Raw genomic sequence first — 13350 nt, 5'->3', positions numbered from 1 at the left:
CTATCAGCAGGTAATAGGGACGAGGCTGATAAGCTCATCGATGATGCTATCGGAGGTAATACCACTGGCTTCAGCCTCGAAACTCAATATGATTCTGTGGCGAAATACATCGTGAATCACAGCTTGAACATCATCAGGGCTAACATAATCACGCTCACTTAATAGCGCATGAGCGCGGGCACATCGATCTAAGGCTATGGTTGCTCGAGGGCTGACGCCAAAATCGATTTGTTTATTAAGTGTTTCGCTAAGTTTGCTAGGGCGACGAGTTGCATCGGTAAAGCGAACAATATAATCCTCAACGCTTTCAGCCATATGTAATTCTAAGGCTTGTTTGCGTACTGATCGAATCTCATCTTGAGAAATAACTTCAGGTTTTTGAGCTTCAATGTGATTCGCTTCTGCACGACTTAAACGCAAAATGGCTTTTTCTGCTTCAAAATCGGGGAAGTCAACATTCACATGCATTAAGAAACGATCAAGTTGCGCTTCTGGAAGCGGGTATGTTCCTTCTTGCTCGATTGGGTTTTGAGTCGCCATTACCAAAAAAAGCTCTGGTAGCTGGTAACTTTTTTTGCCAACACTGACCTGACGCTCTGCCATGGCTTCTAATAAAGCAGACTGAACCTTGGCCGGAGCGCGGTTAATTTCGTCAGCCAATACAAGGTTGTGGAATATAGGGCCTGCCTGAAATTCAAAACTGCCATTCTCAGGTCGGTAAATATCTGTGCCTGTTACGTCTGATGGTAACAAGTCTGGTGTGAACTGCACTCGATGGAAGTCAGCCTCTATGCCATCAGCTAGGCTTTTAATCGCTCGCGTCTTTGCTAGACCTGGAGCGCCCTCTACCAGTAAATGTCCGTCAGCGATAATGGCAATCAATAAGCGCTCGACAAGTTTGTGCTGACCAATGATTTGGCTGGAAAGCCAATTTTTAAGTGCGCTAAGGTTGTGCTCTGAACTCATGATACTCTGCAAACTCTTATTATTGATGGGGTGTGACACCTAGGCTTATAGAAAGTTCAATATATATCAGATAGGAACTTTCATAGATAAGCTATGCTTTAATAGGGTAAATCTTACGAATATCAAGTACTTAAGTAAACTACATGGAGTGAAATGTGGAAATTGCACAAAAGCATCTAGAACAAATAGCAAATTTGCTAAAAGAACTTGATGCTTTAGCACCACAAGATGCTAAAGCAGCCAAACAAGAACAGGACTGGGTTCGCTTAATGCTTGAACAGTTTTCCTTGGCCGATTGGGTGGGCAGGCCTATATCAGACCTGCGCCAAGCCCTACTGAATTGTTATTGCTTCTCAGCTGGGCGCCAAGCCAAAGAGCCTGTTTGTAGAGTCTTTAACCCAGAGCTGCAGCGTGATGGTTGGGTTTGCCCAAGAACAGTCGTACTTTTTAATTATGAGGATTACCCCTTTCTTGTTGACTCGTTACGTTTAGTTTTAGAACAGAGTGAGCTTGCCATTCATGTTGTCAGCAGCAAAATTATAGAAGTGCAACGCAGTGAGACAGGTTTTTCACACTTTACTCTAGCGACAGAAAAGCCGAGCAAGCGAAAAAATAGCATACGTGAAACTTTTGCTTATTTTGAAATCAGTGCCATTGATGATGCTCACCAGCGAGATGCCTTAAGTAAGCGCTTGATCGACGCTGCACAGGATGTCGCTGTCGTAGTCAGTGACTATCCTGCCATGACAAACAAGCTTGATGAGTGCATCGCTGAGCTTAAGCAAGTTAAAGCCGATTCTGAAAGCTTGGCTTTTTTGAGCTGGCTTAAATCATCAAATTTCACCTTTTTAGGCTATAGGGATTTAAGCTTTGATCAAGTATTGCAAAGCGGGAAGCGAATCGAGGCAGAGGTATTAGAGGAAGATAAAGATGCGCGCTTAGGTATCTTTAAGGCCATTGATTGCGAATCCTTATGCTTACCGGCCATGCAATTTGTCAGTGGTGCGGCTAACTTTTATCAGAGCGATGAGGTCTTATGCTTTTCAAAATCTCGCACTCGCTCAACCGTGCATAGGCATGTTTACCCCGATTATGTTGTTGTAAAAAAATACGATGACCAAGGGCAGGTCTGTGGTGAGCGTCGATTCCTGGGATTTTATACCTATGCTGTCTCATCTATGTCTCCGACCGACATCCCTATTTTACGCAAGCGGGTAGAGCATGTGATTGAACGCTCTGGCCTTAATCCAAGATCGCATGACGGTAAACGTCTGATGCGCTGCATCCACTTGCATCCTAAAGAGGAGTTGTTTCAGGCCACAGCAGAGCAGCTCTATCAGAGTATTAAACGTATAGTAGAGTTAAACGAACGAGATATTATTCGCTTATTAGCTCGCCCCGATGCTTTTGGTCAATTTGTAAGTTGCTTAGTCTATGTGCCTAGGGAGCTTTATACGACCAAGTTACGATTAAAAATCCAACAGCTTATTGGTGAAGAAATAGGCTCTGATGATGGCGATTCGAACACGTTCTTTTCAGAGTCAAAACATGCTCGAGCTCACATCGTTTTTCGCTTGCGGGACAGCGATAAAATTGATCTCGATGTCGACGAATTAGAACGCCGCGTTGCGGATTTAGCCAAAGGTTGGCAAGAGCAGTTTAAACGAGCCTTGGATGACGGTTTAGGTGAAGCTAAAGCGGTTAAATACTACAAGCTTTGGGTCGAGGCATTTCCTCATGCCTATAAAGAAAGCTTTGATGCGCGTACGGCCGTAGATGATATAGAAACCTTCGAGCAACTCGAAACAAGAGAAAACATTTCTGTTCAGCTGTATCAGCCTCAGGGTTATGGAGAGGAGCAGTTAAAGTTTCGTGTCGCGCACCTTAGAGACATGCTCGAGCTCTCTGATGTCATTCCAATTCTGGAGAATATGGGGCTCAGAGTGCTTGGTGAAGAGCCATTTCAAATTCGTCGTGCTGATGGTGAAGTATTCTGGTTACACGATTTCCAGCTTCAGGGCTCTAATTCGTCGGTTAATGATATTACCCTCATTAAACAAAAGTTTGAGCAGTGTTTTAAACACGCCTGGCAAGGCCACCATGAAAGCGATGGCTTTAACCGCTTAGTGCTTTCTGCACAGTTAGACTGGCGTGAAGTGAATTTGCTGCGTGCCTATGCGCACTATATGAAGCAAACACGCTTTGAGCTAAGTCTCGATTACATCAGTGATAGCTTGGTGTTATACCCATCGCTTACTAAGCACCTGATTACTTTGTTTGATAAGCGCTTTAATCCTGAGTTAAGTTTAAGTACAGAATTACGAGACGAGCAGGCTGCGCGTTTAGTAGAGGCTTTAAATACTGAATTAGATAATGTCGCCGTGCTTAGCCAGGAGCAGGTTTTTAGGCGTTATATCGAGCTCATTGAAGCCTCTCTTCGAGTTAATTTTTATCAGCGCGGTGATAATGACGAACACTCTCCTTGCACAGTGCTTAAATTTGAGCCCAATAAAATTGCAGATATCCCAGAGCCTAAACCCGCTTTTGAATTCTTTGTTTATTCATCTCGGGTTGAAGGGGTACATCTACGCACCTCTAAAGTTGCGCGGGGAGGTTTGCGCTGGTCGGATCGTATAGAAGATTATCGTACCGAGGTGCTAGGCTTAGTAAAAGCGCAGCAGGTAAAAAATTCCGTCATTGTCCCAAGTGGTGCAAAAGGTGGGTTTGTTGCAAAACAGCTTGATCGCAGTGCTTCTCGAGCTGATCAACTCGCAGAGGGTATAGAGTGCTACCGCTTGTTTATTCGTTCACTATTAGAGCTCACTGATAATTTAGTTGAGGGCCAGGTAAAACGCCCAGAAAGGCTCATTTGTCGTGATGGTGATGATGCCTACCTTGTAGTTGCTGCCGATAAAGGTACGGCAACCTTTAGTGATATTGCGAATGAAATATCGATAGAAAAAGGCCATTGGTTAGGAGATGCTTTCGCCTCCGGAGGCAGCCAAGGTTATGACCATAAGGCGATGGGAATTACAGCGCGTGGTGCTTGGGTTTCCGTGCAGCGCCTTTTCCGTGAACAAGGTTTAAATACTCAAACTGACCCATTCAAGGTGATTGGCATAGGTGACATGGGAGGAGATGTCTTTGGTAATGGCATGCTGCTGTCAGAGCAAATTTGCCTTGTTGCGGCATTTAATCATTTACACATTTTTATCGATCCCTCACCAGATCCACAGAAATCCTACCAAGAACGCCAGCGCTTATTCGAGGGGCCTGCTTCAGGTTGGTCTGATTATAAAAAAGAACTTATTTCTAAAGGCGGTGGTGTTTGGTTACGATCGGACAAATTTATTGAATTAACTGCGGAGGTGAAGCAGCTAACTGGTCTGAATGTTTCTCGATTAACACCGAATGAATTAATTAAGTCACTTCTTCGGGCTGAGGTTGATCTACTATGGAATGGCGGGATTGGAACTTATGTAAAGAGTGAGCAAGAGAGCCATGCCAATGTAGGGGATAAAGCCAATGACTGTTTGCGGGTAAATGGGTCAGAGCTACGCGCCAAAGTCTTTGGTGAAGGCGGAAACTTAGGCTTAACTCAAAATGGCCGTATAGAGTTCAGTCAAAACGGTGGCGCCTGTAACACCGATTTCATTGATAATGCAGCAGGTGTTGATTGTTCGGACCATGAAGTAAATATTAAGATTCTGATCGATGCGCAAGTCGAAAACGGTGATTTAACAGAAAAGCAAAGAAATAAATTACTGCAAGAAATGACAGATGATGTCAGTAACTTGGTGCTTGCAAATAACTATCGACAAACATTGGCTTTAAGCTTGGCTGAATCTCAGGTACTCAACAGAATGAATGAGTATCGTCGTTTTATTGTTCAACTAGAGGAGAGCGGTCGCTTAGACCGCTCGCTTGAATACTTGCCTGCCGATGAGCTATTGCTAGAGCGTATTGCTCAAGGGCAGGGGCTTGTTAGGCCAGAATTATGCGTATTAATTTCATATGCAAAAGTACAATTAAAAGAGGCTTTATCCGATTCCGATATTGCAAACGACAATTATTGTGCTCAAGCCGTGTTCAATCTTTTCCCGGCAAAGCTGCATGACACTTATGTTGATGAAATACAAAAACACAAGTTACGCAAACAAATTATTGCTACTCAGCTGGCTAATGACTTTGTAAATCACTTAGGGATTACCTCGTTTTATCGCCTCTCGGAGATTTCAGGTAGCAGTCCTGAAGAGGTGGTCAAAGCCTATGTTGTAGCTCGTGACGTTTTCTCTTTGCACGAGTTTTTCTCTTACATAGGCTCGCTTGATTATAAGCTCGAGGCGAAACTGCAACACTCATTACTTAGCACTATGTTACGCCGAGTACGCCGTGGTACGTCGTGGTTCTTAAAAAATCGTCGCAGTGGTCTAGATGTCGCTCATGAGATAAAGGCTTTTGCAAATAAACTTAGAGAAGCACAAGCTTGTGTGGGTAAGCTATTACCCGAAGCTCACAAGGCGCACTGGGCAGAAGGCATTGAACAACATAAACAAGATGGTATCGATGATTGCTGGCTCGATTCGATACAAATGCCGGATAGTCTATTCAGTGGTTTAGGTGTGGTAGAGGTATCAAATCAGAGTGGGGCAGATATAAAGGCATGCGTAGAGACCTTTATCGAGCTTATGCACACCCTGAAATTAGATTGGTTTGCTAATCAACTATCTAAAATTAAGGTTGATAGTTTTTGGCAGGCAAGCGCAAGGGAAGCCTATATTGATGATCTAGAAGCCCAGTTAAGAAAGCTCAGCATTTGTTTATTGTCAGAGCGTTATAGTGGTGACATAGGTAAGCGAGTGGCCTGCTGGCATGAGCAGAATGACACGATGGTACGTCGCTGGACAACAATGGTCACGAAGGTTGAGGGTAGCAATAAGGCTGATTACGCCATGTTCTCTGTTGCACTTAGAGAGCTAAATGACCTCGTTCAGGTGACGATTCACAATTAGTTAAACAAATAAGGGTAATATCAAGGAAATAGCTCGGCAATGAGACAGTACATCGTCAATTTGAGTTTAAGCGCAGAAGAGTTTCAAAAGCTTTATCAGGGGCGCGCTCAAAGCGTTATTGCAAGAAGTCAAAGTGGAGAGCGCTTGCGCTTTCCTGCTTCGAGTCTAAGACCTTATGTCGGTTACAGTGGTATTAAAGGCTGTTTTGAAATCTTGGTTGATAATAACTCAAAGTTGGTCCACATTCGTCGACTCTAAAGCATCATTCCGCTATCCTATCGCGCAAATTACTAGCTGAGCCAGAGGTCATATGAGCCGCTCTACCATGTACGAACTTGTACGAAATGCACTCTTTTTGATGAATCCTGAAATATCTCATGATGTTTCAATGGATATGATGTCGGCGGCGGAGCGCCTTAAGCTGATAGGTTTGCTCAAGCCTCGCTTTCAAGGGCACAGTAAAAAGATCATGGGCCTTGAGTTCAGCAACCCCGTTGGTTTAGCTGCGGGGCTTGATAAAAATGGCGATTATTTTAATGCCATGGGTGCTCTGGGTTTTGGTTTTGTTGAAATTGGAACCGTAACCCCCGTTGCCCAATCGGGTAATGAAGCACCCAGACTGTTTCGTTTGCCTGAGCATGAAGCCATCATTAACCGCATGGGGTTTAACAACAAGGGTGTTGATTATCTCGCCAACCAAGTTAGAAATCATCGCCGCTACAACGGTAACATCGGCATCAATATCGGCAAAAACAAAGCAACAACAGATGAAGACGCCTTAAGCGATTACATTGCTTGCATGCAAAAGGTCTACGACTTAGCAGACTATATCGCCATTAATATTAGTAGCCCCAATACACCGGGCTTACGCGGCCTACAGTTTGGTGATGCGCTTGAGAAACTGATCTCAGGGCTTGCCGACGAGCGTAAACGCTTAGCTGATGATCATGGCAAGTACGTGCCTGTGGCAGTAAAAGTCGCACCAGATAGTGATGACGAAGGCCTTAAGTTTATTGCAGAAACCTTGATGAAACATGAGATGGATGGCGTTATAGCCACGAATACGACTGTTTCTCGTGATGCAGTTGCAGAGCATAAGCACGCAGAAGAGGCCGGTGGCCTCAGTGGAGCACCTCTTTCAGAGCTAAGCACTCAAGTGATCGCCAAGCTTCGTCAAAACCTAGGTGCGGATATGCCGATTATTGGCTGTGGAGGTATTAGCTCAACAGATGATGCTATCGCTAAAATAGAAGCCGGCGCTGATTTACTGCAAATATACAGCGGCTTTATCTATAAGGGGCCGACGCTAATTAAGTCAGTGAATGCTGCTTTTGATTAGATGCCGCCTAGTTTAGGCATAAAAAGAAAAAGCGGGCATTGCCCGCTTTTTTTATAAATGTGTTTAAGTGGAAGCGTTAGTAGTAAGAACTGTGCATATTACTTACTTTTTGTGCGCATGCAGCTGGATTAAAGCCACTCCATCGATCTTCTCGACCTTCTCGCCAACCACTTAGCCATTGGTGGCGTATAAAGCCTGTTTCATATGGGCATTTGTCTCGGGAGCCTCCTGAATATCCCGATTGGTAACCACGACTAAAAGCCAGATCGCTGCGATCGCGTTTTTGGCGCTTCATAGGCATCTTTCCTCTTTTGGGGTTATTGCTGTTAGCGGCACAGGGTTTGGGCTTACACTATGCACATATACCAACGGCAACGGTGCCCCTTACGCTCCCTGTAACAACAGCGAGCCTGCAGTTTCTCAATTTGTGAGCGCTGAGTGAACGATTTATTTCTTATAGCGTCTTGCTCCTTAATGGCAAAATCGTATAAACCCTAGGCATGGCACTAAGTAAACATGAACAGTAAAAAATCTTTAAAATCAATTGGGTAGAAGAAACATTGAATAACGATACAGCATATAAACTCTTTATTACCTGCCCAGCCGGCGTAGAAGCGCTATTGGAATCAGAGCTTAAAGGCCTAGGCATAAGTGAACTAAAGCAAACTGTTAGTGGTGTCTTTGTTCAAGCTAGCATAGAGCAGATCTACCAAATTAACTTATGGTCCCGCTTAGCGAACCGTGTTTTGCTGCTCCTTAATGAAGCCCCCTCAGGTGATCGAGACGCCCTATACGATGCCGTTGCAGCGGTTGATTGGTTTGAGCACATGGAGGAGGGCGCTCGCTTACGAGTTGATTTTGCTGGCAGCAATGATCATCTACGCCACACACAATTTTCAGCTCGAGTTGTAAAAGACGCTATTGTTGATCAGTTTGTACAACGAGCAGTGGAACGCCCAGATGTCGACTTGCAACATCCCACTCACCGCATCAACGTAAGGCTCGGTAAAAGAACATGTTATGTCGCCCTAGATTTAAGTGGGGATAGCTTACATAAGCGTGGATATCGCCAAGCCGGAGGTATGGCGCCGCTGAAGGAAAACCTAGCGGCGGCTATTCTTGTTCGCTCAGGCTGGCCTGCTAGATTAGAAGCATTCAATAAGCAAACTGAGCAGTCTCAACTCGGCTTTATTGATCCAATGTGTGGTTCTGGCACCTTATTGATAGAAGCTGCCATGATGGCTTTTGATCAAGCGCCAGGCTTGCTTCGCAAAACCTGGGGCTTCAGCAAGTGGCGGCAGCACCAGCAAGAGCTTTGGCAAGATCAGCATCAACAAGCCATCGCTCGAAATAATGCCAGTATTGCCAAGCAGCGAGACTGCAACTTATTGGCTATAAAAGGCTTTGAAATAGAAGCCAGCATTTCTGAACAGGCCCATACAAACATTAAGCGAGCGGGGCTTGCTGGTTTATTAGACATTCAAAACACTAATTTCTTGGAGCAGGATCTTGGTCAAGGAGCTTGCACTCAAGGCTTATTGGTCTGCAACCCACCTTACGGCATGCGTTTAGGTGAGGCGGAAAAATTAAGCTTTGATTATCGTGAACTTGCCGCTCACGCCAAAACATCGCTTACCGGTTGGCGCATGGCTTTATTTAGCTCTAATACGGATTTACTAGGTGAGACACGTTTACGTTATGAGCGTAAATATAAGTTTATGAATGGCGCTATTGCATGTGAACTGCGCTTATATCAATTAGATGAAGAAAGCAGCTTAAGTCGCGAAGAGCGAGAGCCTAGGAAAAAGCCCCTAAGTGAAGGTGCGGCCATGGTGGCGAATCGCCTGCGTAAAAACTTATCACGTTTAAAAAGCTGGCGAACACAACACTCAATTAATGCATTCCGGGCTTATGATGCCGACTTACCAGAGTATTCCGCAGCTATTGATGTGTATGCAGATCAAGTACACATTCAAGAGTATCAAGCACCAGCTAAAATTGATCCTCGTAAAACAGAAAAGCGTTTTAAGGCCATTTTAGAGGCCTGTGCCGATGTCTTTTCTCTAAAAGAAGATGAGCTATATGTAAAAACTAGGCAGAGAAACCGTGGAGCCAATCAATACCAACGTCAAAGTGCCCCTCAGGAAAGCGATTTTTTTAGTGTTCAAGAGGGCCAAGTTCAGCTGGCAGTTAATTTAAAGTCGTATCTTGATACCGGTTTGTTTCTAGATCATCGACCACTGCGTTTAAAAATTGCAAACGAAATCAAAGGCAAGAGTTTTTTAAACCTGTTTTGCTATACGGCAAGTGCAACCATGCACGCCATCAAGGGTGGAGCATGCGACAGTATCAGTGTCGACATGAGTAAAACGTATCTCAGCTGGGCCGAACGAAACTTAGAGTTAAATAATTTTAAAAAAGACAAGCATCAATTAGTACGTGCAGATGTTAGACAATGGCTAAAAGAATGCCGCCAAGGTTTTGATGTCATCATGCTCGATCCACCGAGTTTTTCTAACTCAAAACGAATGGACGACAGCTTTGATGTTCAGAGAGATCACACAGCCTTAGTTGAGCGGTGTATGGAACTTTTAAAACCCGGAGGTGTGTTGTACTTTTCAAATAATTTACGCAGCTTTAAAATCGACACAAGCCTACAAGAGCGTTTCAATGTTGAAGATATAACGACGCAAAGCATAGATAAAGATTATGAGCGAAATAAAAAAATTCATTGTTGTTTTAAGCTGGTGAACAAGTAGTGAAAGCCTTTGACTTACAAAGTAAATATAAGCCCGCGGGTGACCAAGTAGCTGCGATCAAGCAATTAAATACGGGCATTGATTCGGGGCTTGCTTATCAGACTTTACTTGGTGTTACAGGTTCCGGTAAAACTTACACCATTGCCAATGTTATTAATCACGCCCAGCGTCCTACTTTGGTGATGGCGCATAATAAAACCTTGGCGGCTCAACTTTATGGTGAATTCAAAGAGTTCTTCCCAAATAACTCGGTCGAATATTTTGTTTCTTATTATGATTACTACCAGCCTGAAGCGTATGTGCCCTCATCGGATACCTTTATTGAAAAAGACGCCTCCATTAACGAGCATGTAGAGCAGATGCGCTTAAGTGCTACCAAAGCCCTACTTGAGCGTAAAGATACGATCATTGTTGCAACTGTTTCAGCTATTTATGGCCTTGGTGACCCTAAGCTCTATATGAAAATGATGCTGCATCTTGTTGAGGGAGAGCCCATAGAGCAGCGTGCAATTTTGAGGCGTTTGGCGGAGCTTCAGTACGATCGTAATGATATGGATTTTAGGCGTGGCACATATCGAGTGCGCGGTGATGTCATTGATATTTTTCCTGCCGATTCAGATCAAAATGCTGTGCGTATAGAGCTATTTGATGAGGAGGTTGATCGGCTGACTTTGTTTGACCCTTTAACTGGCGAACAAGTTTCTAAATTAAAGCGAGTTACGATTCATCCAAAAACGCATTATGTTACTCCTAGGGAAAGAATCTTAGAGGCCATAGATTCTATTGAAGAAGAGCTAGGCCCTCGCCTTGAGCAGTTAAGAGACAATTCAAAGCTGGTCGAGGCTCAGCGTTTAGAGCAGCGCACACGATACGATTTGGAGATGATGAGAGAGTTGGGTTATTGCAATGGTATCGAAAACTACTCGCGTTATTTAAGTGGGCGAGACTCCGGCGCAGCTCCACCTACATTATTTGATTATTTACCTAAAGAAGCACTTCTGGTTATTGATGAAAGCCATGTCACCATCCCTCAAATCGGGGCTATGTACAAAGGTGATCGATCGCGAAAGGAAACCTTGGTCGAATACGGTTTCAGATTGCCGTCGGCACTTGATAATCGCCCAATGCGTTTTGAAGAGTGGGAGCAGCTAGCGCCACAAATGATCATGGTAAGTGCAACGCCTGGTAATTATGAACAGGAACACCAAGATCAGGTTGTTGAGCAGGTGGTTAGACCAACAGGCTTAGTCGACCCAATACTGGATGTGCGCCCAGCCAGCACTCAGGTTGATGATGTGCTTGGTGAAATATCTCGCACAGTTGAGCAGGGCGATAGGGTGCTGCTGACAGTGCTGACTAAACGCATGGCTGAAGATTTAACCGATTTCCTGCAGGAGCATGGTGTCAAGGTTCGCTATCTACATTCAGATATCGATACTGTTGAGCGTGTAGAAATTATCAGAGACCTTCGCTTAGGTGAGTTTGATGTACTTGTGGGAATTAACCTTCTGCGAGAAGGGCTGGATATGCCTGAGGTTTCACTGGTTGCGATATTGGATGCAGATAAAGAAGGCTTCTTACGTTCAGAGCGTTCTCTTATTCAGACCATTGGTCGTGCCGCACGAAATGTTAAAGGCCGAGCTATTTTGTATGCCGATAGAATTACAGGCTCGATGCAGCGTGCCATGGATGAAACAGAGCGCCGTAGAGAAAAACAGTTAGCTTTTAATAAAGAGAACGGCATAGAGCCTAAAGGTATTATTAAATCCGTTGCGGATATTATGGATGCCGTTTATTCACCAGCAGGAAAATCTAAGAGCAAGGTTGCTGAATCGAGTAGTGACTACCAGAAAAAATATGCTGACGTTAATGACGTATGGGAGCGCATAGCTAAGATGGAAGGTGATATGCTGCAAGCTGCAAAAGACTTGGAGTTTGAAAAAGCTGCCAATCTTCGCGATCAAATAAAACGTTTAAAGCTAAGTGCTGAGTAATCAATTTATGCTTATGGCTTGAGCGGCCTATATTTGAATGTACTTTTTAGCTAGGACCAAATAAAGCCGCTTTTTCTTCTGCGCTAACTTCCGTTTCAGAGTGGTTGTCTTGCTCTCCACACACTCGATTTCTACCGGATTCTTTGGCTTTGTAAAGCTGCTCATCTGCTGAGCTGATCAGTTGCTTTGGAGCCAAGTTCTGCCCCTTGCTAGATGTTGCTATACCAATGCTTATGGTTATTTTAAGTTCTGAAACATCATCCAAAGTGAGGGTATTGTTCTCGACGTTTTTCCTTAAGCGTTCGGCAACACGAGCGCCGATGGCGTTTGTGCTTGCAGGCAAAATAATTGCAAATTCCTCTCCTCCATAGCGACATGCAATATCTAACTTTCGCACCGTATTTTTTATGGTTGCGGCTAACAACTGTAGAGCTTTATCACCAACGAGGTGGCCGTAATTATCATTGACGCTCTTAAAGTGGTCGATATCAACAATAAGTAATGTTGTCGCCTGACCACTACGACAGGTGCGTTCAAGCTCTTGATCAAGACAGTAATTAAGATGGCGTCGATTAAATAAGCCCGTTAACACATCGGTGCGGACAAGTTCTTGAAGGCGCTGATTCTCTGCTTTTAATGCATTTAATTCAGAAAGGTGAGGGCACTCGCCTAATGAATTAGGGCAGCTCGATGTTCCTTCTCGGCTCATATGAGGCGTCAACTTGATATACGTGTAATGTAAAGTGTAAGCAACAAAAAGAGATCTGTCTTGTTGGGTATGTATCCCCGCCATAAGGCGGGGATGGCAGGCTGATAAGCCTGCGACGGGAAAGGGGTTCTAGGATGATTTAATGGCGAGCATCCTTTCGTCGGCTATTTTCTTGTTTTAGCTTTCGCTCGACTGTTTCAAAGGCATCCCGAACAGCTACATGCATAGACTCATCGTCATTAGAAACCATAATAGGGTTTCCTTTCATGTCGATTTCTATAGAGGCTCGAAATATTTTTCCTTTGTGCTTATGCTTGTGCGGACTGTCGAGAACAACTCGGCTGTGCATGATCGAATCAGAGAAACGATGTAATTTTTCAACGCGCTTATGGATAGTGTCATTCAACGCGGGGGAGGAGTCGATGTCTCGGTAGACGACTTCCGCATTTGATTTCATAGGCTGACCTCCGTCAGTGCCATAGTTGCTAAGAAATTTTGTGTGGCCCACGTCTTTACTATGGCGTCTGTAAAAAATAATTCAAGCTGTTTTTGCTATAAATAAAGGCTTTTT

9 protein-coding genes are annotated in these 13350 nt (G+C 44.2%); 5 read left to right on the top strand and 4 right to left on the bottom strand.

Annotated elements, in window-relative coordinates; all coding sequences use genetic code 11:
• Positions 1–3: 3 nt before the first annotated feature.
• A complete protein-coding gene (locus AB1S55_RS13365; protein WP_370978680.1) occupies positions 4–966 on the bottom strand; it encodes an AAA family ATPase in 963 nt (320 codons plus the stop codon).
• Between the two features lie 155 nt (positions 967–1121).
• Here AB1S55_RS13365 and AB1S55_RS13360 point away from each other — a divergent pair, with 155 nt between their 5' ends.
• The 3 genes from AB1S55_RS13360 (at position 1122) to AB1S55_RS13350 (ending at position 7317) form a co-directional block, all read left to right on the top strand.
• Positions 1122–5978 (top strand): NAD-glutamate dehydrogenase, encoded by a 4857-nt coding sequence (locus AB1S55_RS13360; RefSeq protein WP_370978679.1) that lies wholly within the window; start codon positions 1122–1124, stop codon positions 5976–5978.
• A gap of 39 nt (positions 5979–6017) precedes the next feature.
• The gene (locus AB1S55_RS13355) at positions 6018–6236 is read left to right on the top strand and encodes a DUF2835 family protein (protein ID WP_370978678.1); all 219 of its coding nucleotides are present in this window, start codon (positions 6018–6020) and stop codon (positions 6234–6236) included.
• 67 nt (positions 6237–6303) lie between these two features.
• Positions 6304–7317 (top strand): quinone-dependent dihydroorotate dehydrogenase, encoded by a 1014-nt coding sequence (locus AB1S55_RS13350; RefSeq protein WP_370981597.1) that lies wholly within the window; start codon positions 6304–6306, stop codon positions 7315–7317.
• A gap of 76 nt (positions 7318–7393) precedes the next feature.
• Here the strand turns inward: AB1S55_RS13350 and rmf are convergent, their stop codons facing one another.
• Positions 7394–7612 carry a ribosome modulation factor gene (gene rmf / locus AB1S55_RS13345; protein ID WP_370978677.1) on the bottom strand — a complete coding sequence of 73 codons (219 nt, stop codon included), beginning with the start codon at positions 7610–7612 and terminating at the stop codon, positions 7394–7396.
• A gap of 265 nt (positions 7613–7877) precedes the next feature.
• Here rmf and rlmKL point away from each other — a divergent pair, with 265 nt between their 5' ends.
• On the top strand, positions 7878–10076 hold the full coding sequence (gene rlmKL / locus AB1S55_RS13340) for a bifunctional 23S rRNA (guanine(2069)-N(7))-methyltransferase RlmK/23S rRNA (guanine(2445)-N(2))-methyltransferase RlmL (RefSeq protein ID WP_370978676.1): 2199 nt from the start codon (positions 7878–7880) through the stop codon (positions 10074–10076).
• Positions 10076–12070: an excinuclease ABC subunit UvrB gene (uvrB, locus tag AB1S55_RS13335; protein WP_370978675.1), complete on the top strand. Its 1995-nt coding sequence runs from the start codon at positions 10076–10078 to the stop codon at positions 12068–12070. Before rlmKL ends, uvrB begins: the two co-directional genes overlap by 1 nt.
• Positions 12071–12116: 46 nt before the next feature.
• On the opposite strand, the gene AB1S55_RS13330 is transcribed toward uvrB, so the two are convergent.
• Both AB1S55_RS13330 and hpf read right to left on the bottom strand, forming a co-directional pair.
• Positions 12117–12779 (bottom strand): GGDEF domain-containing protein, encoded by a 663-nt coding sequence (locus tag AB1S55_RS13330; protein WP_370978674.1) that lies wholly within the window; start codon positions 12777–12779, stop codon positions 12117–12119.
• A 139-nt stretch (positions 12780–12918) separates the two neighbouring features.
• Positions 12919–13236 (bottom strand): ribosome hibernation-promoting factor, HPF/YfiA family, encoded by a 318-nt coding sequence (gene hpf, locus AB1S55_RS13325; protein WP_370978673.1) that lies wholly within the window; start codon positions 13234–13236, stop codon positions 12919–12921.
• Positions 13237–13350 lie beyond the last annotated feature (114 nt).

Origin of the sequence: Agaribacterium sp. ZY112, assembly GCF_041346925.1 — a bacterium.
Classification (GTDB): Bacteria; Pseudomonadota; Gammaproteobacteria; order Pseudomonadales; family Cellvibrionaceae; genus Agaribacterium.
Note: the sequence above shows the minus strand (reverse complement) of the source record. Positions and strands in the feature narration are given on the sequence as shown.